Origin of the sequence: Brevundimonas diminuta, assembly GCF_050310045.1 — a bacterium.
GTDB classification, from domain to species: Bacteria; Pseudomonadota; Alphaproteobacteria; order Caulobacterales; family Caulobacteraceae; genus Brevundimonas; species Brevundimonas diminuta_F.
Map to the genome: position 1 here is coordinate 1,261,134 of NZ_CP190005.1, position 21,602 is coordinate 1,282,735.

25 protein-coding genes and 1 pseudogene are annotated in these 21,602 nt (G+C 65.4%); 10 read left to right on the forward strand and 16 right to left on the reverse strand.

Translation table 11 applies throughout. From position 1 onward, the window contains the following. Positions 1-122 precede the first annotated feature (122 nt). Entirely contained in the window at positions 123-353 is a 231-nt protein-coding gene (locus ACORJG_RS06100; RefSeq protein ID WP_427792414.1) for a hypothetical protein, read from the forward strand. On the opposite strand, the pseudogene ACORJG_RS06105 reads toward ACORJG_RS06100, so the two are convergent. From ACORJG_RS06105 to ACORJG_RS06140, 8 genes and pseudogenes are all read right to left on the reverse strand, one after another. Next, positions 350-991, reverse strand: a pseudogene (locus tag ACORJG_RS06105) (hypothetical protein). The gene ACORJG_RS06100 and the pseudogene ACORJG_RS06105 sit on opposite strands and share 4 nt — an antisense overlap. A 57-nt stretch (positions 992-1,048) precedes the next feature. Continuing rightward, a complete protein-coding gene (gene dprA / locus ACORJG_RS06110; protein WP_427792416.1) occupies positions 1,049-2,137 on the reverse strand; it encodes a DNA-processing protein DprA in 1,089 nt (362 codons plus the stop codon). Beyond that, positions 2,134-2,772: a glycerol-3-phosphate 1-O-acyltransferase PlsY gene (plsY, locus tag ACORJG_RS06115; protein WP_427792418.1), complete on the reverse strand. Its 639-nt coding sequence runs from the start codon at positions 2,770-2,772 to the stop codon at positions 2,134-2,136. Before plsY ends, dprA begins: the two co-directional genes overlap by 4 nt. Before the next feature lie 14 nt (positions 2,773-2,786). Then, complete coding sequence (gene pyrC / locus ACORJG_RS06120) at positions 2,787-4,082, reverse strand: dihydroorotase (protein ID WP_427792420.1); 1,296 nt, start codon at positions 4,080-4,082, stop codon at positions 2,787-2,789. Then, complete coding sequence (locus ACORJG_RS06125) at positions 4,079-5,062, reverse strand: aspartate carbamoyltransferase catalytic subunit (RefSeq protein ID WP_427792424.1); 984 nt, start codon at positions 5,060-5,062, stop codon at positions 4,079-4,081. The genes pyrC and ACORJG_RS06125 overlap by 4 nt, the downstream gene beginning before the upstream one ends. Positions 5,063-5,085: 23 nt before the next feature. Further along, positions 5,086-6,009 carry an AEC family transporter gene (locus ACORJG_RS06130; RefSeq protein WP_427792426.1) on the reverse strand — a complete coding sequence of 308 codons (924 nt, stop codon included), beginning with the start codon at positions 6,007-6,009 and terminating at the stop codon, positions 5,086-5,088. A 1-nt stretch (position 6,010) separates the two neighbouring features. Then, positions 6,011-6,475 (reverse strand): Holliday junction resolvase RuvX, encoded by a 465-nt coding sequence (gene ruvX, locus ACORJG_RS06135; RefSeq protein ID WP_427792428.1) that lies wholly within the window; start codon positions 6,473-6,475, stop codon positions 6,011-6,013. An 84-nt stretch (positions 6,476-6,559) separates the two neighbouring features. After that, positions 6,560-6,859 (reverse strand): DNA-binding protein, encoded by a 300-nt coding sequence (locus ACORJG_RS06140; protein WP_427792430.1) that lies wholly within the window; start codon positions 6,857-6,859, stop codon positions 6,560-6,562. A 171-nt stretch (positions 6,860-7,030) separates the two neighbouring features. Here ACORJG_RS06140 and gatC point away from each other — a divergent pair, with 171 nt between their 5' ends. The 3 genes from gatC to gatB are packed head-to-tail and all read left to right on the forward strand — an operon-like array spanning position 7,031 to position 10,311. Next, positions 7,031-7,318, forward strand: a complete 288-nt coding sequence (gene gatC / locus ACORJG_RS06145; protein ID WP_003167060.1) for an Asp-tRNA(Asn)/Glu-tRNA(Gln) amidotransferase subunit GatC — start codon at positions 7,031-7,033, stop codon at positions 7,316-7,318. Between the two features lie 3 nt (positions 7,319-7,321). Then, a complete protein-coding gene (gatA, locus tag ACORJG_RS06150; protein ID WP_427792433.1) occupies positions 7,322-8,800 on the forward strand; it encodes an Asp-tRNA(Asn)/Glu-tRNA(Gln) amidotransferase subunit GatA in 1,479 nt (492 codons plus the stop codon). A 2-nt stretch (positions 8,801-8,802) separates the two neighbouring features. Then, positions 8,803-10,311, forward strand: a complete 1,509-nt coding sequence (gene gatB, locus ACORJG_RS06155; protein ID WP_427792435.1) for an Asp-tRNA(Asn)/Glu-tRNA(Gln) amidotransferase subunit GatB — start codon at positions 8,803-8,805, stop codon at positions 10,309-10,311. 196 nt (positions 10,312-10,507) lie between these two features. Here gatB and ACORJG_RS06160 read toward each other — a convergent pair whose 3' ends face one another. Together ACORJG_RS06160 and ACORJG_RS06165 are read right to left on the reverse strand one after the other, a co-directional pair. Next, a complete protein-coding gene (locus tag ACORJG_RS06160; protein ID WP_427792437.1) occupies positions 10,508-10,717 on the reverse strand; it encodes an RcnB family protein in 210 nt (69 codons plus the stop codon). Positions 10,718-11,661: 944 nt separating this feature from the next. Then, positions 11,662-12,153 (reverse strand): RcnB family protein, encoded by a 492-nt coding sequence (locus ACORJG_RS06165; RefSeq protein WP_427792438.1) that lies wholly within the window; start codon positions 12,151-12,153, stop codon positions 11,662-11,664. Positions 12,154-12,371: 218 nt separating this feature from the next. Between ACORJG_RS06165 and ACORJG_RS06170 the strand changes: the two genes are divergently transcribed. The 3 genes from ACORJG_RS06170 to ACORJG_RS06180 all read left to right on the forward strand — a co-directional run bounded on the left by ACORJG_RS06170 (position 12,372) and on the right by ACORJG_RS06180 (position 13,683). Next, complete coding sequence (locus ACORJG_RS06170) at positions 12,372-12,668, forward strand: sel1 repeat family protein (RefSeq protein WP_427792440.1); 297 nt, start codon at positions 12,372-12,374, stop codon at positions 12,666-12,668. Positions 12,669-12,759: 91 nt separating this feature from the next. Next, positions 12,760-13,065: an ETC complex I subunit gene (locus tag ACORJG_RS06175; protein WP_427792979.1), complete on the forward strand. Its 306-nt coding sequence runs from the start codon at positions 12,760-12,762 to the stop codon at positions 13,063-13,065. Between the two features lie 69 nt (positions 13,066-13,134). Further along, positions 13,135-13,683, forward strand: a complete 549-nt coding sequence (locus tag ACORJG_RS06180; RefSeq protein WP_427792442.1) for a hypothetical protein — start codon at positions 13,135-13,137, stop codon at positions 13,681-13,683. Here ACORJG_RS06180 and tgt read toward each other — a convergent pair. Genes tgt through queA form a run of 3 tightly spaced genes read right to left on the reverse strand, consistent with a single transcriptional unit; the run spans position 13,680 to position 16,413 of the window. Next, positions 13,680-14,792, reverse strand: a complete 1,113-nt coding sequence (gene tgt, locus ACORJG_RS06185; RefSeq protein WP_427792444.1) for a tRNA guanosine(34) transglycosylase Tgt — start codon at positions 14,790-14,792, stop codon at positions 13,680-13,682. The genes ACORJG_RS06180 and tgt overlap by 4 nt on opposite strands. A gap of 53 nt (positions 14,793-14,845) precedes the next feature. Then, positions 14,846-15,322, reverse strand: coding sequence for a hypothetical protein (locus ACORJG_RS06190; protein WP_427792445.1), 477 nt, complete (start codon positions 15,320-15,322; stop codon positions 14,846-14,848). Further along, the gene (gene queA, locus ACORJG_RS06195) at positions 15,319-16,413 is read right to left on the reverse strand and encodes a tRNA preQ1(34) S-adenosylmethionine ribosyltransferase-isomerase QueA (RefSeq protein WP_427792980.1); all 1,095 of its coding nucleotides are present in this window, start codon (positions 16,411-16,413) and stop codon (positions 15,319-15,321) included. Before queA ends, ACORJG_RS06190 begins: the two co-directional genes overlap by 4 nt. Before the next feature lie 115 nt (positions 16,414-16,528). Between queA and ACORJG_RS06200 the strand changes: the two genes are divergently transcribed. From ACORJG_RS06200 to ACORJG_RS06210, 3 genes are all read left to right on the forward strand, one after another. Beyond that, entirely contained in the window at positions 16,529-16,987 is a 459-nt protein-coding gene (locus tag ACORJG_RS06200) for a MaoC family dehydratase (protein WP_427792447.1), read from the forward strand. 668 nt (positions 16,988-17,655) lie between these two features. Continuing rightward, complete coding sequence (locus ACORJG_RS06205; protein WP_427792449.1) at positions 17,656-19,323, forward strand: lysine--tRNA ligase; 1,668 nt, start codon at positions 17,656-17,658, stop codon at positions 19,321-19,323. 161 nt (positions 19,324-19,484) lie between these two features. Continuing rightward, the gene (locus ACORJG_RS06210; RefSeq protein WP_427792451.1) at positions 19,485-19,964 is read left to right on the forward strand and encodes an SH3 domain-containing protein; all 480 of its coding nucleotides are present in this window, start codon (positions 19,485-19,487) and stop codon (positions 19,962-19,964) included. 64 nt (positions 19,965-20,028) lie between these two features. Here the strand turns inward: ACORJG_RS06210 and ACORJG_RS06215 are convergent, their stop codons facing one another. The 3 genes from ACORJG_RS06215 to ACORJG_RS06225 form a co-directional block, all read right to left on the reverse strand. Continuing rightward, complete coding sequence (locus tag ACORJG_RS06215) at positions 20,029-20,664, reverse strand: S24 family peptidase (RefSeq protein ID WP_427792453.1); 636 nt, start codon at positions 20,662-20,664, stop codon at positions 20,029-20,031. Between the two features lie 57 nt (positions 20,665-20,721). After that, a complete protein-coding gene (locus ACORJG_RS06220; RefSeq protein ID WP_427792455.1) occupies positions 20,722-21,159 on the reverse strand; it encodes a hypothetical protein in 438 nt (145 codons plus the stop codon). Between the two features lie 91 nt (positions 21,160-21,250). Continuing rightward, positions 21,251-21,598, reverse strand: coding sequence for a hypothetical protein (locus ACORJG_RS06225; protein ID WP_427792456.1), 348 nt, complete (start codon positions 21,596-21,598; stop codon positions 21,251-21,253). Between the last annotated feature and the right edge of the window lie 4 nt (positions 21,599-21,602).

A 21,602-nucleotide genomic window follows, 5' to 3' on the forward strand; every position in this document is an offset into this window, starting at 1 on the left:
TAAAACCCCGTTCGGCAGAACGGGGGTCAGCACTCGCCGGTTGACCGGAACCCGCCCGATTTCCGAGGGTTCATTGAAGTCCAGGACCTTATTGAACCGGTGCTTAGCGAGGAGAGAGTTCCATGCCGCTTTCACACGAAACGCCGTCAGCCGAAGACACGACCGCTGAAGATGCTTACGCTGGCCGACCGCGCGCCCTGCGCCGGGCCGTGCGTGAGGATGCGGCCGAGGTGCGCGACTGGGCGCGCCATCGCGGCTCTCAGGCCTGCGAAGCGATTCGCGATGAGCCGATCCGGATGACGCTCTATGCGCTCGGCGTCGGCGTGCTGATCGGACTGCTGGCCGCGCGCTAGCTGCTTGGCCCCGGCATCTGACGGATCGAATTGACGATGAGTCTTGCTGGTTCTGAGGTCCAGACTTTGGCAATGTAGTCGTAGGGTGTGAGGCCGTTGAGCGTCTTGAGGCGCCGGGCCAAGTTATAGGCGGTTCGCTGATCGGCCTTGTCGATCAGTTGCTTGACGGCGAACTTGTGGGTCCCGTGGATGGCGACGAATAGATTGAACTTGCCTTCGGCCGTCTGCACCTCAGCGAAACCAACGTGGAAAGCCGGTTGGACAACGTTTGAAGCGCTGCCGTTTAGGTTTGTCGCTTTCGATATCCGGCAAGCGGGAAATGCCGAGGCGTTGCAGACAACGCTACAGCGCCGAGCGCGTCAGGTGCGGGATGGACGGCGGCAGGGTGTAGAGGCAGTCGTTCAGCGGCCAGAGCGTATGCCGTTGGAGTGCGACCACCATCGCTTGCCCTGCCTCGGTCAGGACTGTCGAGCGCGGCGCCTGCGGCCCCGTCTTCCGATCATCGCCCGAGGTCCGCTTGCGCCATTTCGCCACCGTCCTGGGGTCGATCCCCAACGCCCGGCTCAGCGTCGCGAGCGAAGCCTGCGATCGCTGTGTTGCTGTTCGGACGGCTCCGTGGTCGTGGCGCTCTGGCCCATAGGGCTTCCTGCCTTTTCGTTGAAAGGATCACACCATCAAGACGCGGGATCAAACAGCTAGGTCGAGGCCAGTCCTCCCGGCAGCAGGGTCGCCCGTCCGGCCAGGTGTAACTCCAGCAGGGCTGCGGCTGTTTCCGCGATCGAAAGACCGGCGGCGCGGGCCAGTTCGTCGCGACCGATAGGCGTCGGCGACAGCAGGGCTTCGATACGATCGAGCAGGGCGTCGTCGATATGGTCCGGCGATCCGGCGTTGAACGGCGAATCAGGCGGCGGTTCGCACAGGGTGCGCAGGGCGGCGTAGGTCCGCTCAATGTCCTCGATCCCCTCGCAGAGAATGGCGCCCTGCCGCAGCAGTTCGTTCGGCCCTTTCGAGCGCGGGTCCAGAGGCGAGCCCGGCACGGCGAAGACGTCGCGGCCCTGTTCACCCGCCAGCCGGGCGGTGATCAGGGAGCCGGACCGGATCTCCGCCTCGACCACCACAACCCCGCGCGACAGGCCCGAGATGATGCGGTTGCGGCGCGGGAAGTCGCGCGCCTGCGCGCGGGCGCCGATGGGGCTTTCCGAGACGATGCAGCCGCGCTCTGCGATCTGGCGATACAGGTCGGCGTTGTCGGACGGATAGATATCGTCCACCCCGCCGCCCAGAACAGCGACCGTGCCGGTTTCGAGGGCGCCGAGGTGCGCCGCCGCGTCGATGCCGCGTGCAAGGCCGGACACGACGACATGGTCGCTCTCGCCCAACTGCTGGGCCAGACCGCGCGCGATTCTCTGGCCGCCTGCCGAGGCGATACGCGCCCCGACGATAGCCATGCAAGGCAGTTGCATCAGCCCTGAATGGCCGAGGGTCCACAGCAGGGGCGGGGGAGGATCGACGGCGGCGAGCGCCTCAGGGTAGGCGGCTTCGCCCCACAGGATCAGCTGGGCGCCGATACGGGCGCCGGCTTCCAGTTCGGCTTCGACGGTTTCGGGCACCGGGATGGAATAGCCCGCGCGTCCCCGACTGCGGATCAGATCGGGCAGGGCGTCCAGCGCGCGCTCGGCCGTGCCGAAACGCTGCAACAACTGGGAAAAGGCCACAGGGCCGACGCGGTCGGTCCGGGCGAGCCGGAGGCGGGCGAAACGCTCGGCCTCCGACAGCGGCGTCACGCCTTCTTCGCCCCAATCTTGGGCTCAGCGCCTTTCAGCAGACGGCCGATGTTCTCATGGTGGCGGATGAAGATCAGCACGGCGGTGAAGATCGCCATGATGAAGATGGGCTGCGGCGCGGGCAGACCCAGCGCGGGCAGGGGCAGCAGGGCGTAGAGCGGGGTCAGCGCCGCCGCCGCCAGCGCCGCCAGCGAGGAATAGCGCAGGGCGAAGGCCATGATCAGCCAGGTCGCCGCCGCCAGCAGGCCCAGCGGCCAGCACGCGGCCAGGATCAGGCCGAAGAAGGTCGCCACCCCCTTGCCGCCCTTGAAACCCAGCCAGACGGGGAACAGGTGGCCCAGGAAGGCCGCGCCGCCGGCGATGGCGCCCGCCGCGTCGCTGCCCAGCAGATGACGCGCGATCAGCAGGGCGACCGCGCCCTTGCCTGCATCCAGGATCAGAGTGGCGATGGCCAGATCCTTGCGCCCGGTGCGCAGGACGTTGGTCGCGCCGATATTGCCTGAACCGATGTTGCGCACGTCGCCCGCGCCCGCCGCGCGGGTCAGGACCACGCCGAACGGAATGGAGCCCAGCAGGTATCCGCCGACAGCCACAAGCCCGAGCGTAAGGAGCGCCGGCCCCGTCAGATCGTGCAAGTGATTCGCTCCCCTTAAAGTGCGTCGTGGACGATGCGGCCCGAAACGACGGTGAGCAAGACCTTCCCTTGCAGTCGCCGTCCGTCAAAGGGAGAATTCTTGGACTTGGAGCGCAGGGTCGAGGCGTCGATCATCACCGGCGCTCCGGCGTCGAACAGCACCAGATCGGCGGGTAGGCCCTGTGACAGCTCACCGGCTTCCAGCCCCAGCAGGGCCGCCGGGCCCTGCGTCAGCGGCCGCAGCACGTCCAGCAGATCGACGCCGTATTCGTGGTGCAGCGTCAGGGCGGCGGGCAGTAGCGTTTCCAGACCCACGGCGCCCGGCTCGGCTTCGGAGAAGGGACGGCGTTTGTTCTCGGCCGGTTCGGGACAGTGGGCCGAGGTGATGACGTCGATCAGGCCGTCGCGCACCGCCTCGATCAGGGCCTGCCGGTCGCTTTCGGCGCGCAGGGGCGGGTCCAGCCGGTAGAAGGTCCGGTAGTCGCCGATATCGATTTCATTGAAGCACAGGTGGTTGATCGAAGCCGAGGCCGCGACCTCCAGCCCTCGCGCACGGGCGCGAGCCAGCGTCTCCAGCGCGCCTTCGGTCGAGATCTGGTCGATCAGGAAGCGTGCGCCGGTCTGTTCGACCAGAGCCAGGTCGCGCTCCAGCTGGATGCGCTCGGCGATGGCGGGGGCGCCGGACAGGCCCAGCCGCGTCGCCAGTTCGCCCGAGGTCGCGACGGCGCCCTCCGACAGCCACGGCTCGGTCGGGCGACAGGCGATCATGGCGTTGAAGGAGGCGGCGTAGGACATGACCCGTTGCAGGGTGCGGGTGTTGCGGATCACCCGGTCGCCGTCGGTGAAATACAGGGCGCCCGCCTCGTGCATCAGGCCGATCTCGGCCATGCGCTCGCCGTCGTGGGCTTGGGTCGCCGCACCCGCCGCGCGGACGTGGACCAGATCGAGCGCAGCGCCGCGCCGCTGGATGTGGTCGATCAGGGCCGGGTCGTCGATGGCCGGGTCGGTGTCGGGCTGGACGACGATAGTGGTGACGCCGCCCGCCGCCGCCGACAGGCTGGCCGACTTCAGCGTTTCCTTGGGTTCGTTGCCGGGTTCGCCGGTCTTGACCCGAATGTCGATCAGGCCGGGCGCCAGGCAGCGGCCCTCGGCGTCGATGATCTGCACGCCCTCCGGGCGTTGCGTCGCCTGTCCGTGGATGACCTCGACGATGCGGCCGTTCTCGATCAGGACCGCGCCGGGGCCGTCATAGTCGCTGGCCGGGTCCAGCAGGCGGGCGTTGATGATGGCGATGGGTTGAGCGGCGGTCATGCGGCGCCTCCCGCGCGGCGGTGGGCGAGGGCGGCCAGAACGGCCATGCGGGCGGCGACGCCCATCTCGACCTGATCCTGGATCAGGGAGACGCTCAGGTCGTCGGCCACGTCGGAATCGATCTCGACGCCGCGGTTCATCGGGCCGGGGTGCATGACCTTGGCGTTCGGCGCGGCCCAGGCCAGCTTTTCGCGATCCAGACCCCAGAAGCGGAAATACTCGCGCGTCGAGGGGATCAGGGCGCCGGCCATCCGCTCCAGCTGAAGGCGCAGCATCATGACCACGTCACAACCGGCCAGACCCTCCTTCATGTCGTGGAAGACCTCACAGCCCCAGCGGTCGGCGTCGCCGGGCGCCAGCGTCGGCGGCCCGATCAGCCGCACCCGCGCGCCCATCATCTGCAGCAGGGCGACGTTCGAGCGCGCCACGCGGCTGTGGGCGATGTCGCCGCAGATGGCCACGGTCAGTCCGCCCACGTCGCCGAAAGCGCGGCGCAGAGACAGCAGGTCCAGCAGGGCCTGTGTCGGGTGCTCATGCCGCCCGTCGCCCGCGTTTACGACTGCGCATCCGACCTTCTGCGACAGCAGGTCCACCGCGCCGGACGAAGCGTGGCGCACCACCAGAATCTCCGGCTTCATGGCGTTCAGCGTCACTGCGGTATCGATCAGCGTCTCGCCCTTCTTCACCGAGGAGGAGGCGACCGGCATGGTCACGACGTCGGCGCCCAGGCGCTTGGCCGCGATCTCGAAAGAGGAGCTGGTTCGCGTCGAGTTCTCGAAGAACAGGTTCACGACCGTCTGCCCACGCAGCAGGTCGACGCCCTTGGCCGATTGCCGGTTGAAGTCGACGAAGGCGTCGGCCAGGTCCAGCAAGGCCAAGGCGGCCGGCGGATGGAGGTCTCCGGCGGCGAGGAAGTGGTCGCGGGGGAACGGCGTCAGCCGTTCCTTGATGAGATCGGTGACAGGCGCTGCATGGGTCATTGAGACGCCGCTATAGGCGGGACTCAGGCCAGATGGAATAGCAGCAGGGCTGCTGGGATGCCTATGACCGAGAATACCGTCGTCGCTGCGATGATCCCGGCCATCAGCGGGGCGTCTCCGCCCATCTGGCGCGCCAGCACATAGGCTGAGGCGGCGCCGGGCGCGGCCCCGCACAGCAGGGCGATTCCCTGCGCCAGCTCATCACCGCCGTACAGACGCGCCAGCTGCCACATGGCCAGCGGCGTCACGATCATCTTGACCGCCACCACGGCGCCGACTGTGACCCGTGTCCGCGCCAGTTCGCGGAAGCTAAGGCCTGCGCCCGCCACGATCAGGCCCAGCGGCAGGGCGGCCGATCCCAGCAGTTGCAGCGTCTCGGCCACGCCGGGCGGCTGTGGCGCGCCCGAGAAGTTCAGCGCCAGACCCAGCAGGCAGGCCAGCAGGATCGGGTTGGACATCATCGCCCGGAACAGAGCCCTGGGCGAGGCGCCGTGCTGACCCGCGCCCCATTTCGACAGGACGATCACGCTCAGGATGTTGCTGACCGGGATCATGGCGGCGATGACCACGGCGGCCAGACCCACGCCCGCGGGCCCGAAGGTCGCCTGAGCGACGGGCAGGAAGACAAAGCTGTTCCAGCGGATCATGCCCTGGAAGACGCTGGTATAGGCCGGGCCGCTGAGAGGCAGCAGGGGCTTGGACAGCAGGGTCAGGGCCGAGACGATGATGGACACGGTGACGGCGGCGGCGCCCGCTGCGCCTGCGGCCGAGCCTGACAGGTCCGCATTCCAGATCGCCGGGATCAGGAAGCCGGGATAGAGGACATTGATGGCCAGCTTCTCGATCGGCCGCCAGGCGGCGTCGGGCAGATAGTCCGACTTCTTCAGGCCATAGCCGAGCGCCAGCAGCAGGAAGACCGGCAGGACGCCTGCGAGGAGGGCCGCCATCTCAGTCGCGCAGCCGGTCCAGCGCGCCTTGCAGGATCCAGGCGGCGGCGGTGCGGTCCACCACATCGGCGCGGCGCTTGCGGGTCAGGTCCAGTTCGTCGATCAGGAAACGCTCGACGGCGGTGGTCGACAGCCGCTCGTCCTGAAAGGCGACGTTGACGGGGCGGAGCCGCTCCAGATTGCGGGCGAAGGCGCGGCACGACTGGGCGCGCGGGCCCTCGGTTCCGTCCATGTTCAGCGGCAGGCCGATGACCAGCGCCGAGACCTTGCGGCCGTCCATGATCCTGAACAGCTGTTCGGCGTCCTTGCTGAACTTGGTCTTGCGGATCAACTCCAGCGGGCTGGCGATGATGCGGCCGGTGTCGGACACGCTGACGCCGATGGTGTTCTCGCCCAGATCCAGCCCCAGCCACGGGGTGTTGGGCGGGCAGGCGGCGGGCAGTTCGGAAAGGTCAAAGACTGGCACGTGGGCGCGTTAGGCCCAGATGAGGCGTGAGTCAAAGCGTGGGGTCATCACTCTCCGCTCATCCCGGCGGAGTTGGAGACAGGCTCACACGTCATCATCCCCGACCGGCCCGCCTTCATTCTCCATGCTGCGGATCGAGCGGACTTCCTTGCGGGTGAACTTCAGCCGCACGCCCAGACCGCCGTCCTCTTCGTTCAGAAACACGGCGCCGCCTTCTTCCAGCGCGGCCTGAAGGCGACTGCGGGCCTCTTCGCCGGGATCGACGTTCTCGCGTTCGAAGTCGGCCAGGATGTCGATGGTCAGGCCGGACAGGCGGGCGACATGGTCGCGCGGCCATTGCACCAGGGCGCGGGCGGCGCGGGCTTGGGGGCCGGTGATCTTCATGGCTTGGGTCTCCTCGAGGCGGGCCTTCATACTCGCGATGGACGCAGTATCAGGATAGGGGACCTTTGGTCGCCATGGTCAAGCTGCATGAAGAGCACCGTCCGATCCTTGTCGAAGCGGCGTTGAAACGCTAATCCCGCCCCCTCAGACTCTCATGCTTTGGAGGGCCGCATGGCCATCGACGCCGCGACGGTGCGCAAGGTTGCGCATCTCGCCCGCATCAAGACCCCCGAGGACCGCCTGGAGCCGCTGGCCCAGGAGCTGAACGGCATCCTGCAGTGGATCGAACAGCTGGACGAGGTGGACGTGCAGGGCGTCGAGCCGATGACCTCCAACGTGTCTCAACCGCTGCGCCTGCGCGACGACGTGGTCACGGACGGCGACAAGGTCGCCGACGTCCTGTCCAACGCGCCTAAGTCCGCCGACGGCTTCTTCGTCGTGCCCAAGGTCGTGGAGTAAGTCATGACCGATCTGACCAAACTGACGCTGGCCGACGCCGTCGACGGGCTGAAGGCCAAGACCTTCTCGTCACAAGAGCTGACCCAGGCCTTCCTGACCAATATCGAGGCCTCGAACCCGACGCTGAACGCCTATATCGAGGTGACGGCGGACAAGGCGCTGGGACAGGCGCGCGCGTCTGACGCCAAACTGGCCAAGGGCGATGGCGGAGCGCTGGAAGGCGCGCCGCTGGGGATCAAGGACCTGTTCTGCACCGAAGGCGTGCAGACGACCGCCGCCTCCAACATGCTGCGGGGTTTCGTGCCGCCGTATGAATCCACCGTCACCGCCAATCTGTGGCGCGACGGAGCGGTCATGCTGGGCAAGCTGAACATGGACGAGTTCGCCATGGGCTCGGCCAATGAGACCTCGGCCTTCGGTCCGGTGAAGAACCCGTGGAAGGCCAAGGGTTCGAACGCCGAGCTGACGCCGGGCGGCTCGTCCGGCGGTTCGGCCTCGGCCGTGGCTTCTGACCTGTGTCTGGCCGCGACGGCCTCGGATACCGGCGGCTCGATCCGCCAGCCCGCCGCCTTCACCGGCACGGTCGGCATCAAGCCGACCTACGGCCGCGCCAGCCGCTTCGGCATGGTGGCCTTCGCCTCGTCGCTGGATCAGGCCGGGCCGATCACCAAGACGGTGAAGGACGCGGCCCTGCTGCTGCAGTCCATGTGCTCGTTTGACACGAAGGACTCGACCAGCCTCGACGTCCCAACCCCCGACTGGACTCAGTCCGTCGGCCAGTCGGTCAAGGGCCTGCGCATCGGCGTCCCGGCGGAATATCTGATCGACGGCATGTCCGAAGAGATCAAGACGCTGTGGGAGCAGGGCGTCGCCTGGCTGAAGGCCGCCGGTTGCGAGATCGTCGAGATCAGCCTGCCGCACACCAAATACGCCCTGCCGACCTACTACATCGTGGCCCCGGCCGAGGCGTCGTCCAACCTGGCGCGCTATGACGGCATGCGCTTCGGCCATCGCGCCGAAGACTTCTCGTCGCTGGACGACCTCTACGCCGCCTCGCGCGCGGAGGGCTTCGGCAAGGAGGTCCAGCGCCGCCTGACCATCGGCGCCTATGTGCTGTCGGCGGGCTTCTACGACGCCTATTACGTCAAGGCGCTGAAGGTGCGTCGCCGTATCGCCGAGGACTTCGACAACGTCTGGGGCAAGGTGGACGCCATCCTGACGCCGTCGACCCCGACAGCGGCGTTCAAGCTGGGCGACAAGCAGATCGACCCGCTGACCATGTATCTGAATGACGTCTTCACGGTGACGACCAACCTGGCCGGTCTGCCGGGCATCTCTGTGCCTGCCGGACTGAACAGCGAGGGCCTGCCGCTGGGCCTGCAGGTCATCGGCAAGGCCCTGGATGAAGCGACCGTCTTCCAGGTCGCGGGCGCCCTCGAAGACGCGGCGGGCTTCGTCGCCAAGCCGGACCGTTGGTGGTGAGCATGACTGAGAACTCCAAACTGATCCAGGGCCGCACCGGCGCCTGGGAAATCGTCATGGGTCTGGAGATCCACGCCCAGGTCGCCTCGAACGCTAAGCTGTTCTCGGGCGCGGCGGTCGGCTTCGGCGCCGGGCCGAACGAGCAGGTGTCGCTGATCGACGCCGGCTTCCCTGGCATGCTGCCGACACTGAACAAGTATTGCGTCGAGCAGGCGGTGAAGTCGGGCCTGGGCCTGCGCGCCCAGATCAACCTGAAGAGCCAGTTCGACCGCAAGAACTACTTCTATCCCGACCTGCCGACCGGCTATCAGATCAGCCAGTTGTATCACCCCATCGTGGGCGAGGGCGTGGTCGAGGTGGAGGCCGAGGACGGCAGCTTTTTCAACGTCGGCATCGAGCGCCTGCACCTGGAACAGGACGCGGGCAAGCTGATCCACGACCTGTCGCCGACCGAGTCCTACGTCGACCTGAACCGTGCGGGCACGGCGCTGATGGAGATCGTCTCGCGCCCCGACATCCGCTCGCCGGAAGAGGCGGTCGCCTACGTCAAGAAGATCCGGACCATCCTGATCTACCTCGGCACCTGCGACGGCGACATGGAGAAGGGCAATCTGCGCGCCGACGTGAACGTGTCGGTCTGCCGCGCCGGGAACTACGACAGGTTCAAGGAAACGGGCGACTTCAGCTTCCTGGGGACGCGCTGCGAGATCAAGAACGTCAACAGCTTCCGCTTCATTTCTCAGGCGATCCAGTATGAGGCGCGCCGCCAGATCGAGATCCTCGAAGACGGTGGTTCGATCACGCAGGAAACACGTCTGTACGACGCGACGGCGGGCGAAACGCGCTCCATGCGCTCCAAGGAAGAGGCGCAGGACTATCGCTACTTCCCCGACCCCGACCTGTTGCCGCTGGAGCTGGAACAGGCGTGGATCGACGCCATCAAGGCCGACCTGCCGGAACTGCCGGACGACAAGCGCCGCCGCTTCATGAGCGAATACGGCCTGTCGCAATACGACGCGGGCGTGCTGATCTCGGAACAGGCCAAGGCCGACTATTTCGAGGCCGCCGCCCAAGATACGGGGAGTGGGGGCCGCGACGCCAAGCTGGTGTCCAACTGGGTGACGAACGAGGTCTCGGCCCGTCTGGCCGCGGATGGCAAGGACTTCAGCGACAATCCGCTGCCCGCCGCCCATGTGGCCCAGCTGGTCGAGTTGATCGAGACGAACGTCATCTCGTCCAAGATCGCCAAGGAAGTCTTCGATCACGTCTGGAACGGCGAAGGCTCGCCCGCCGAGGTGGTCGAGAAGCACGGCCTGAAGCAGGTTACGGACACCGGCGCCATCGAGAAGGCGGTGGACGAGATCATCGCCGCCAACCCGGACAAGGCCGCCGCAGTCGTCGAGAAGCCTCAGGCCATCGGCTGGTTCGTCGGCCAGGTCATGAAGGCCACCGGCGGCAAGGCCAACCCGGCTGCGGTGAACGACATCCTTAAATCAAAGCTGGGGCTTTGATTTAAGGTTTAATCTTGGGGGCTGCGGCCCCCAAACCCCCGGCTGGTCGCTAACGCTCGCGATGCGGTCGCTCGCTGCTTGAGCGACAGGGGGCGCGTGAGTGGCGGGGCTGTGTGGGAGCGAGACGGCAAAGCTTTTTGACCTGCAGCCCGCTAAAAAAGCCCCGGAGAGCGATCTCCGGGGCTTCCTTGTTGTGTCACCAGCGCCAGGCATCGCGGACGATTTCGATGATGTAGCCGTCGTAGTCGTCGATCAGATAGATCGCATTGTCGACATAGACCCACCGCGTTCCGGGCGGCGGATAGCCCAGCCCATAGGTGCGCCAGTCGTTCACCTGATAGCGCCAGAAAACATCCGGCAGATACTGGCCGACGGCATACTGTCGATTCCAATAGGTGCGCGGCACGCTGTAATAGCCGTACCCCGGTGCGAAATAGAAACCGATCCGCGTCCCGCTCCAGCCCTGGAACCGCGAGTCATAGCGCCACCAGTCGCTGCGATTGCGGCGGTCCCAGTCACGACGCCACTGGTCCCGGTTCCAGCGGTTATGGAACTCACGATAGTCGCGATCCCGGTTCCATTGGCCCGGACGATTGGGCCGGTTGGGTCTGTGCGCGTCAGGGCGACCGGGACGGTTCCAGTCCGGGCGATTTGAGTCAGGCCGGTTCGGGCGGTTCCAGTCCGGGCGATCGGGTCGGTGATTATTGTCAGGCCTGTTCCATCCCGGCCGGTCGGGTCGGTGACCATCGGGGCGCTCAGGGCGCTCTGGCCGATTAGGACGCTCAGGACGATTGGGTCTGTCCGGGCGTGGCTGATCGGGCCGTTGAGGCCGATCGGGACGGTCCGGGCGCTGCGGGCGATCAGGGCGTTGCTCTGGTCTTTGTGCGCCGGGACGATCCGGACGATTCCAGTCCGGCCGCTGCTCAGGGCGTTGTGGGCGCGGATTGTCTGGCCGCTGGGACGGTCGCTGCTCTGGCGGCTGCGGGCGCTGCGCATCCGGTCGACGCTCCGGGCGCGGACCTTGCGGGCGCGCACGATCAGCGTTCTGGTGCTGGCGCTGCGGCTGGCTGCGTTCCATACGGCGAGGCCCATCCTGACGCGCCTGCGGTCTGTCCTGGGCCAGAACGGCCATGGGGGCCGCAGCAGGCACGAGGAAGCTGGCTGCCGCTGCGAACATGAGAAGCGAACGTTTCATGGTCGAAGTCCTCGCACGTCCGGACTGGACGGCTTGGGGTAAAAATGAGCGAGACGTCATGAACTGGGTCTGAACGCTGATCACAGAGCATTGTCATGAAAAAGCCCCGCAAGACCTGAAGCCTTGCGGGGCGAAGCGAAACCTGTCGCAATGGCTCAATAGACGTCGTTCATCACGCTGGCGATCAGCCCTGTAGCGACGGCGATCAGAAGGATATCGCTGCCAGCGTGTACATAGCGATAGCCGCGGGGTGCAGGCCGGAGACCATAGAAGTAGGGATCGCGAACATAATAAGAGCGATAGGCCGGGGGCAGATAGGCGCCGGTGCGCCAGCGATAGTCGTAATGGCGTGGTTCCACGCGGTAATAACCATGCCCCGGCGCATACCAGTATCCGTTGCGGGCGCCGCGATAGTCACGGAATTCCGGCCGGCCGCGCCACCAATTGCGGTTGTCGCGGCTCCAGTTGTCATGACGGCGCTGGTCCTGACGCCAGTCGCGTCGGTCGTAACGCGCATCGCGTCGGTCGTCGCGGCGATCATAGCGGCTTTCGTGGCGACCGCCACGATCCTGAGCCTGGGCCAGCATGGGGGCGGCCGTCGTCGTCAGGGCGAGAGCAATCACGGCGGCCTTGGTCAGGCGGTTCATCTTGCGACTCCATTACAAGAAGCGAAATCCCTGTCTGGCGTCGACCTTCGGGCTGACCGAATGAACCGCCGCTGAACCACGATGACAGCTTACATCCGTGTGCGGATTGAGGGTGCGTCGCGCCCGACCGATCTGTGTTAACGCTAATTTTAAACCGACGATATTTGAATGCCTGTCCGATAGCGGTGTCAGAAGGGCGCCGCGAAGGAGGATTGCTGATGAATCCGCTGAACCACGCGCCACAGGCGCACGACATGCTGCCGCTGCCTACGCCCGACATGGACGGCGATGCGCTGTTCCGTCTTGGGTTGGCCTATTCGGCTGGGCTGGATGGATACCCGATCGATCGGGTGTCGGCCCATATGATCTTCAACCTGGCGGCCATGAAGGGCTCGATCGAGGCGCGCGAGTACCGCCGCGACATCAGTCAGGAGATGGAGCACGCCGAGATCGCCGAGGCCCAGCGCGCCGCACGACGCTGGATCGACGCCGGTTCCTCAACCCTGGCGGCCTGAGACGCGCCACATGACGGGCCTGCTGCGTCTGGACCGCGCGGGCGGGGCGGGGTATGCACGCCGCGAGTTCCCCGTCCGAAGGATTCCGTCCATGCTCGCTCGCATCTATCGCCCGGCCAAGACCGCGATGCAGTCCGGCAAGGCCAAGGCGCGCGACTGGCGCCTGGAGTTCGAGCCTGCCTCGGCCCGCACCATCGACCCGCTGATGGGCTGGACCAGCTCGACGGACATGAACGGCCAGGTGCGTCTGAACTTCGACACCAAGGAAGAAGCGATCGAATACGCCGAACGCCACGGCATCGCCTTCCGTCTGCATGAACCGAACGAAGCCCCGGTCATCATCAAGGCCTACGCCGACAACTTCGCCACCAACCGCAAGCAGCCCTGGACACACTGAGGTCGAGAAGGGCTTCTTTAAGCATAAAGCGGACTTGGCTTCAGATGGCGGTGCGTGATTAAATAGATCATGCGCCACATTTCCTCTGCTGCACTCGCCGTTTCCCTGTTGCTGGCTGGCTGTAATGCGGGGACATCCGCCAAGGGCGGTGTTGATCAGGTCGGGGCGGGGTTGGGGGATGCGGTGGCTGCGCCGCTGGAAGATCTGAACCTGAAGCGTCAGGAGATCCCGACCGTATTGTTGCAGGCGGAATCCAATCCCTATGACCTGCGCAACATGACCCGCTGTTCGGTCATCGCCGCCGAAGTCCGGCGGCTGGATGAGGCGCTGGGCCCGGACACGGACGCTGCGCCCACTGACGATGGAACCTTCATGAGCGAGCGGGCTGCGGACGCCGCCGCCGGGGCGACGCTGGACGCCGTGCGAGGCACGGTGACGGACTTCATTCCGGCCCGCAGCTGGGTGCGTCGTCTGACGGGAGCCGATGCCCACAGCAAGCACGTCCAGTCGGCCATTCAGGCGGGGCTGCGCCGCCGCTCCTTCCTGAAAGGCGTAGGGATGCAGCGGAATTGCGCACCGCCTGCGGCCCCGGCCGGTTTCACGCCGCGTCGCGGCTAGACCTTGAGGTGCCGCGCGCGGAAGTCGCGGCGGAACTGTTCGAACCGGCCCTCGGCGATGGCGGCGCGCATGGCCGCCGTCAGCGCCTGGAAGAAGGCGATGTTGTGCCAGCTCAACAGAATCTTGCCGAGAATCTCATCGGCGCGGATCAGGTGATGCAGATAAGCCTTTGAATAGTCCTGCGATGCAGGGCAGGGGACTTCCGCATCCAGCGGGTCCTGATCCTCGGCGAACCGGGCGTTCTTGAGGTTCAGCGGGCCATCCCAGGTCCACGCTTGGCCGTGGCGACCAGCGCGAGTCGGCAGGACGCAGTCGAACATGTCGACGCCGCGATAGACCCCCTCGACCAGATCGATCGGCTTGCCCACGCCCATCAGATAGCGAGGGCGATCCTTGGGCAGGAACTCGGGCGCATAGTCCAGCACCTCGCACATGGCTTCGTGGCCTTCGCCGACGGCCAGGCCGCCGATGGCGTAACCGTCAAAGCCGATCTCCTGCAGGCGTTCCGCAGATTCACGACGCAGGTGCTCGAATGTCGAACCCTGCTGGATGCCGAACAGGGCCTGACGGTCACGCGTGCCGAAAGCATTCTTCGAGCGCTGCGCCCAGCGCGCTGACAGCTCCATGCCCTCGCGGGCGCGCTTTTCCTCGGCGGGCCAGGCGACGCATTCGTCCAACTGCATGACGATGTCGGAGCCGAGGCGGTCGGCCTGAATCTGGATCGAGCGTTCCGGTGTAAGGACGTGCTTGGACCCATCGATATGGCTGGAGAAGGTCACGGCCTCTTCGGTCAGCTTGGAAATGCCTGACAGGCTCATGACCTGAAAGCCGCCGGAGTCGGTCAGGATCGGCTTGTCCCAGCGCATGAAGTTATGAAGCCCGCCCAGACGCTCCATCCGTTCGGGGCCGGGCCGCAGCATCAGGTGGTAGGTGTTGCCCAGCAGGATGTCCGCGCCGGTCTGTTTGACCTGATCCACCGTCATCGCCTTGACGGTGGCGGCGGTGCCGACAGGCATGAAGGCGGGCGTGCGGATGTCGCCGCGCGTGGTTTTCAGCACGCCGGTGCGGGCGCGGCCTTCAACAGCGGAAATCTCAAACGGAAAAGGCATGGGCGTTCCTTGCAGGGAGCCGCGTCTTAGGCCCTCTGTCTCGGAACCGCCAGTCAGCGCAGCAGCGTCTCGAGGCGCTCGGCGCGTTGCAGGTCTTTTGGACGCCCGAACAGGCGGCATTTTTCAATCTGTTCGGCGACGGTGGGAACATAGAGCGTCCCGCCGTCCAGTGTGATCGGCTGGCGGGTGGTGAAGATGACCGGCGTCCAGTCGGCGCCCGCGCGCACATCCATCTTCGCCATGACCTCGACCGGGACCGGCGTGGTCAGGATCTGGCCGAAGACCTGAGAGCGGAAAAGGCCTTCGCCGGGGTCTTCGACCGCTTCGCCGTGCAGGGTCTCGATCAGGCGTCTGGCGTCGCGCGGGCTGGTCATCACGTCGACGTCCGGCACGTGCCATTCCGACAGGCCCGACAACGCCATGCCGGCGCCGCCAAATACCCACCAGGGGTCCTGAAGCTCACTGGCCGCTGAGGCCAGGATGTCGAAGGTCGCAGCCAGATTTTCGGGCAGGTCGTCGATGTGGCTCATTGGGCGTCTTCCCGGAACAGCAGGCTTCCGTCGCCATAAGAATAGAAGCGATAGCCTCTGTCGATGGCGTGGGCGTAGGCGCCGCGCATCGTCTCCAGTCCGGCGAAGGCGCTGACCAGCATGAACAGCGTCGATTTCGGCAGGTGGAAGTTGGTCATCAGCACGTCGCAGGCGCGGAAACGATAGCCCGGCGTGATGAAGATGGCCGTGTCGCCGTGGAAGGCTTTGACCACGCCGTCTTCGCCCGTGGCGCTTTCCAGAAGGCGCAGGGAGGTAGTGCCGACGCATATGATGCGCCCGCCTGCCGCGCGCACGGCGTTCAGGGCGTCGGCGGTCTCGGCCGAGACCTCGCCCCACTCGGAATGCATCTTGTGATCGGCCGTGTCGTCCGCCTTGACCGGCAGGAAGGTGCCGGCCCCGACGTGCAGGGTCACGGCATGGGTCGTCACGCCCCGCGCCCGGATGGCGTCCAGCAGGGGCGGGGTGAAGTGCAGGCCCGCCGTCGGCGCGGCGACCGAGCCGTCATGCTCGGCAAAGACGGTCTGATAATCCTTCAGGTCCTGATCGTCCTCGGCCCGCTTGGCCGCGATATAGGGGGGCAGGGGCATGACCCCGACCTCGCGGATGGCGTCGTCCAGCACAGGGCCTGCCAGATCGAAGCGCAGGGTGACGAGGCCGTCCTCACCCTTGGCGGTGATCTCGGCGTCAACCTGGCCCAGGAAGCAGGCGTTGTCTTCCTCGCGCCCGAAGCGCACGCGGTCGCCGACCTTCAGCCGCTTGCCGGGCTTCATGAAGGCGCTCCAGACATCGGGCGCGTCGCGGTGGTGCAGGGTCGCCTCGACCGGCACGGACAGCAGTTCGCCTTCCGGTCCGGTGCGGTGACGCACGCCCGACAGACGGGCGGGGATCACGCGGGTGTCGTTGAAGACCAGGGCGTCGCCGGGTTGCAGGAAATCCGGCAGGTCACGGATGATCCGGTCCTGAAGGTCGCCGCCCCTCACGACCAGAAGGCGCGCTGAGTCGCGCGGGGCGGCGGGGCGCAGGGCGATGCACGCCTCGGGCAGGTCGAAGTCGAAGTCGGATGTCCGCATGAGGCGGGGAATGCTCACGCCGCGTCTTTGCGGTCAAGCGAGGCCCGGCGGAAAGTCGACTGGCGAAAACCGTCCCAGCCGCTATGTCAGACGCAGCCAATGGGAGTTTGAGTGCATGACCGACCGCTATCTGGACGACCTGACCGTCGGCGAAAGCTGGGACAGCGAACCCTTCACCATGACCGAGGCCGAGATCGTCGCCTTCGCGACCGAGTTCGACCCGCAACCCATGCACATCGACAAGGCGGCGGCCGAGGCGGGACGTTTCGGCGGCCTGATCGCCAGCGGCTGGCACGTCTGCTCGCGCGTCATGCGTCAGTTCGTGGACGAGGCCTATTTCGGCCAGACGCCGCTGCTGGGTATGAACGTCGACGCCCTGTGGTGGGTGCGGCCCGTGCGGCCGGGCGACACCCTGACGGTGCGCCGTGAAATCATCGAAATCCGCCCGTCGAAGAGTCAGCCCGACCGCGGCGTCGTCCGCACCAAGACGACCGTCACAAATCAGGACGGCGATCTGGCCATGAGTTTCGAGAACCAGATGCAGTTGCCCAGGAACGCCGAAGCGCGGCTCTGAATTGGGTCAGGCAAGGTGTTGATAGCTGATGCGATGATGCGGCAGCTATTAATGGCTGGAGATGGCCGCACTTGGCTATTTCAGGCGTGACAACCCCAGCGACCGAGCCGCGCTTGCTCCGTTCACTGTGGCGCTCGCTGGAAATTGAAGGTCATTACAGACCACGCGTGCGAGAAAGTCCCAAGTTTGTTCAGGTTCTATAGGCTTGCCTGTTTCTGTGGGGAAAGAAACAACCCAGTCGCCATGAGGGCCAAACGCATTGATTGATATCTGTTGATAGGTCCATGCTGAGCAATCGATCTTTAGTTCTGTCGTGTCTTGATCGATTGTCCCGCTTGGGCTGGGAATGGCGTTTGCGTAAACTCGGTAATTTGTGACTAGAACGATATCGTCGGAGCGTGTGCGAGAATTCTCTACGATGAAATTTGCAGCTGTGCTGTTACCCGCGAACAAGGTGAAAGGGCCTTGGGGGAGCTGCCTGCTTGACGCCGTGGCGATTGAGGCGCCAGCCATAGCCACAAGGAAGGCCGCAAGGCTCGGAAACGTGAAGCGCATGGGATGGCTCTGCATTCGGGCTCAAAAACTTTGCTCCGCTGAATAGCTCAAGGCGATCAGAGTTTCCAATCAGGTCGTTGACCTTGCTCGCTCAAGGCGTCAAAGCCCGGTACATGCTAGAGAACCTCGAAACCCTGTCCCGTGAGGCCCGTTCGTGGCCGTTTGAGCAAGCGCGCAACCTGCTGGCCCACGTGCTCAAAAAACGGCTGTCCGACGCAGAGCGCGATGCCGCGAAACTGCTGATCGACGCGGGCAAGACGGACGAGGCCCTGGCCACCTTCGAGGCGCTGAACAAGCCGGTGATCCTGGAGACGGGTTATGGCCCGTCGGGCCTGCCGCACATGGGCACCTTCGGCGAGGTGGCGCGCACGACCATGGTGCGCAACGCGTTTCGCGCCCTGACTGGCGATCACTGGGCCACGCGCCTGATCGCCTTCAGCGACGACATGGACGGCCTGCGCAAGGTGCCGGAGGGCATCCCCAACCCGGAGATGTTGCGCGAAGACCTGCATCTGCCGCTGACCAAGGTGCGCGATCCGTTCGGCACGCACGACAGCTTCGGCGCGCACAACAACGCCCGCCTGCGCGCCTTCCTCGACAGCTTTGGCTTCGACTATGAGTTCATGTCCTCGACCGAGACCTATCGGTCGGGGCGGTTTGACGCGACCCTGCTGACCCTGCTGGAACGCTTCGACAAGGTCATGGGCATCATGCTGCCCACCCTGGGCGAGGAGCGCCGCGCCACCTATTCGCCCTTCCTGCCGATCAGCCCGATCACCGGCCATGTGCTGCAGGTGCCGACGCTGGAGCGTAACGTCGAGAAAGGCACGATCGTGTTTGACGATCCCGCTGGCGGCCGCACCGAGGTTCCCGTCACCGGCGGTCATGTGAAGCTGCAGTGGAAGCCCGACTGGGCCATGCGCTGGATGGCGCTGGACGTCGACTATGAGATGTCGGGCAAGGACCTGATCGAGAGCGTGCGCGAGTCGTCCAAGCTGTGCCGCGCCATCGGCGGTGTTCCGCCGGAGGGCTTCAACTATGAGCTCTTCCTCGACATCGAAGGCAAGAAGATCTCCAAGTCCAAGGGCAACGGCCTGACGATGGAGGAGTGGCTGCGCTACGGCACGCCAGAGAGCCTGAGCTGGTACATGTTCCAGTCGCCGAAGTCGGCCAAGAGCCTGCACTTCAACGTCATTCCGCGCGCGACGGACGACTATCTGTCCTTCATCGAGCAGTACAAGACGCAGGAACCGGCCAAGCAGATCGACAACACCGTCTGGCATATCCACTCAGGGACTCCGCCCGAGAGCGTCTCGCCGGTGTCCTTCGCCCTGTTGCTGAACCTGGTGGGCGTAGCCAACGCCTCGACCAAGGACCAGCTGTGGGCCTATTTCGCCAAATATCTGCCGGACGCCACGCCTGAGAATGAGCCGGTGCTGGACCGGCTGATGGGCTATGCGCTGAACTATTACGAGGACTTCGTGAAGCCCTCGAAGACCTATCGTCTGCCTGACGACAAGGAGAAGGCGGCGCTGCTGGATCTGGCGGAGCGCCTGAAGGCTCTGCCCGCCGACACCACCGACGGCGAAGTCATCCAGGGCGAGGTCTACGCCGTGGGCAAGGCGCATGAGTTCGAGCCTCTGCGGGCCTGGTTCCAGGCGCTGTATGAGGTGCTGCTGGGCGCTTCGCAGGGACCGCGGTTCGGATCGTTCGCCGCCATCTACGGTCTGTCTCAGACGATCGAACTGATCGAGAAGGGCGCCGAAGGCCGTCTGGCCTGAGAGCATCCTAAGGATTGAAAATGCGGGGCCGCTGGCGATGTCGGCGGCCCTTTTTCGTGTGGCTCATAAAGATGAATGGCAGACAACGGCGCGGCTGGGGGAGCTTTCATCTGCGTTGACGCATTCTCCTTTCAACGACGAAGCGATGACAGGAGAGCCTCATGTCGAAAACCTTCAAAGCCGGTCTGGCCGCTGCATCCATGATCGCCGCGCTGGGCGCCGCAGCCATACCGATGAGCGCCAGCGCCATGCCGCAGGCTAACGGCATCACCAACTGCGACGCGCCGGGCGGACGACAGCAGGCGGGCGCTGCCATCGGCGCCGTGCTGGGCGGTCTGGCAGGAAGTCAGGTCTCCAAGAATGAGCGCGCTCTAGGTGCCGTGCTGGGCGCAGGCGCCGGCGCTGCCGCCGGATCCTACATCGGCTGCAACCAGCAACGCGGCCGTGTGACGGCGCAGAGTAACGACAACATGTATCGCGCCACCTCGAACCTGCGCATCCGCTCAGGCCCCGGCGCCAACTACAGCCAGGCCGGCAGCCTGTCGGCGGGCCAGCCCTTCACGGCCATTGGGTCGGAGGGCGAGTGGGTTCAGATCGCCGGCGGCGGCTGGGTCAACGCCCGCTACGTCGTGCCGAACTGATCGGCGGATTTCTCCCCCGCGTCGATCAAAAGACGGGGCCGTTCCGACAGGGGCGGCCCTTCCACTATTGGCTGACCCACAGGATACGGGCCATCCACAGCACCTGACGGCGCGGCAGGATGCGCGGCTCGTACAGGGGGTTCAGCGACGCCAGCGTGACTTCGCGCGCGTTCAGGGCGGCGATCTCCTTGGCCAGGGTTTCCCCATCCGACGTGCGCACGACAACCCGGTCGCCCCGTCGCACCTCTGTCGCATCCAGATCGACGATCACGCGATCGCCGGGGCGGTAGACCGGCTCCATCGAGTCGCCATCGATGGTCAGGCTGAACAAACTGTCCTTATGACCGGGCAGTTCGGTCTGGTCCCAGCCTTCGGCCATGGGCAGGCCCGCATCATCGAAGAAACCCTGATCTCCAGCGCGCGCAAGGCCCAACAAAGGGATCACGCGCGATTGAGGGACGTCGTCGTCTGCGAGCGCCGCGAATTCGCCGAGACTGAGCCCGGTGGCTTCCAGCACGCGCATCAGGCTTTCGGTCGAGGGCCAGCGGGGGCGAGGCGGCTCGCCTGGCCCCAATCGCTTTGATGGATTGAAGCTGGTCGCATCCAGTCCGGCGCGTCGCGCCAGTCCCGAGGCCGAAACGCCCTGTCGCCGCGCCAGGGCGTCTATCGCCTTCCAAATCTGGGCGTGGGACAGGGGCATGGGAACTTCCAAGAGTCTAGATTTGGAAGCTTACTCGAACAAAATAGGAATATCCACCTATCGATCGTCGTCGATGCCGACGGCGCGCCTTTCCTGCCAGGCGAAAAAGGTCCCGACCGCGATGGCGATCATGATGCCATAGGCTGACATGTTCAGGACTGTATAGAAGGCTGAGATCTCCGGTTTCAGCTTCAGCAGCACCATGACATGGCTGACGACAGCGAGCAGTTGGAAGGCGGCCGCCCAAACCGGCCAGGATCGCGGTGATTTCCACACCAGGGCGACGAAGATCGCCAAGACTATGATGTCAATCACGAATACTGGCCACTGAACAGCGGTGTAGCCGAGATAGGTCTGCGAAAGAATGGATAGGAACCAGGCAGTCAACATTGTGCCTGCCCCGATCCGTTCAGGCCGGCCCCCCTTGGCCAGCGCGAACAGTCCTATGGCGATCATCACCCCTGCGCCGACCAGGGCTGCAATAGTTTCCAGCAATGAAGACCCCCATTATTGCTTTCAACAATGGAGGCCACTTTACATTGTGTGCGCTAAAAAAGCAGCGCTATTCCCTTAAGTTACCGCGATTTCATGCAACGCGGAGGTGGCGCTCCTGGCTGCCCATCGGGCGGCTGTCCCACTCGTTCGGCTTGTTGAGCGGGCCTGCGGCATAGGTCCCGTAGCCGAGACGGCGGTGATCTTTTTCCAGTTCTGCGTGGCAGCCGATCATCGCTTCGCGGGCGGCGCCAAGGGCGGAGATCGTCTCCATCGCCTTGGCCTGGGATGCGGCGCCGGCCACGGCCGAGATCGACAGGGCCGAGCGGGCGCTGATCATGGCTTGAACCAGTGTGGCGGCGTGGTTGATGGCGTCATCCAACGCCTTCTCAGCAGCGTGCAGTTCGCCAGCGACGCCAGCGATGACTTCATTGCGATCCATAACT

Coding starts and splice junctions, on each gene's coding strand:
- ACORJG_RS06210 (WP_427792451.1), top strand. CDS start 19,485: ATGTCGAAAACCTTCAAAGCCGGTCTGGCCGCTGCATCCATGATCGCC.
- ACORJG_RS06130 (WP_427792426.1), bottom strand. CDS start 6,009: ATGGCGGCCCTCCTCGCAGGCGTCCTGCCGGTCTTCCTGCTGCTGGCG.
- ACORJG_RS06165 (WP_427792438.1), bottom strand. CDS start 12,153: ATGAACCGCCTGACCAAGGCCGCCGTGATTGCTCTCGCCCTGACGACG.
- ACORJG_RS06180 (WP_427792442.1), top strand. CDS start 13,135: ATGCGCCACATTTCCTCTGCTGCACTCGCCGTTTCCCTGTTGCTGGCT.
- ACORJG_RS06175 (WP_427792979.1), top strand. CDS start 12,760: ATGCTCGCTCGCATCTATCGCCCGGCCAAGACCGCGATGCAGTCCGGC.
- gatB (WP_427792435.1), top strand. CDS start 8,803: ATGACTGAGAACTCCAAACTGATCCAGGGCCGCACCGGCGCCTGGGAA.
- ACORJG_RS06190 (WP_427792445.1), bottom strand. CDS start 15,322: ATGAGCCACATCGACGACCTGCCCGAAAATCTGGCTGCGACCTTCGAC.
- pyrC (WP_427792420.1), bottom strand. CDS start 4,082: ATGACCGCCGCTCAACCCATCGCCATCATCAACGCCCGCCTGCTGGAC.
- queA (WP_427792980.1), bottom strand. CDS start 16,413: ATGCGGACATCCGACTTCGACTTCGACCTGCCCGAGGCGTGCATCGCC.
- gatC (WP_003167060.1), top strand. CDS start 7,031: ATGGCCATCGACGCCGCGACGGTGCGCAAGGTTGCGCATCTCGCCCGC.
- ACORJG_RS06205 (WP_427792449.1), top strand. CDS start 17,656: ATGCTAGAGAACCTCGAAACCCTGTCCCGTGAGGCCCGTTCGTGGCCG.
- gatA (WP_427792433.1), top strand. CDS start 7,322: ATGACCGATCTGACCAAACTGACGCTGGCCGACGCCGTCGACGGGCTG.
- ACORJG_RS06100 (WP_427792414.1), top strand. CDS start 123: ATGCCGCTTTCACACGAAACGCCGTCAGCCGAAGACACGACCGCTGAA.
- ACORJG_RS06170 (WP_427792440.1), top strand. CDS start 12,372: ATGAATCCGCTGAACCACGCGCCACAGGCGCACGACATGCTGCCGCTG.
- ACORJG_RS06125 (WP_427792424.1), bottom strand. CDS start 5,062: ATGACCCATGCAGCGCCTGTCACCGATCTCATCAAGGAACGGCTGACG.
- ACORJG_RS06140 (WP_427792430.1), bottom strand. CDS start 6,859: ATGAAGATCACCGGCCCCCAAGCCCGCGCCGCCCGCGCCCTGGTGCAA.
- ACORJG_RS06215 (WP_427792453.1), bottom strand. CDS start 20,664: ATGCCCCTGTCCCACGCCCAGATTTGGAAGGCGATAGACGCCCTGGCG.
- ACORJG_RS06200 (WP_427792447.1), top strand. CDS start 16,529: ATGACCGACCGCTATCTGGACGACCTGACCGTCGGCGAAAGCTGGGAC.
- tgt (WP_427792444.1), bottom strand. CDS start 14,792: ATGCCTTTTCCGTTTGAGATTTCCGCTGTTGAAGGCCGCGCCCGCACC.
- ACORJG_RS06225 (WP_427792456.1), bottom strand. CDS start 21,598: ATGGATCGCAATGAAGTCATCGCTGGCGTCGCTGGCGAACTGCACGCT.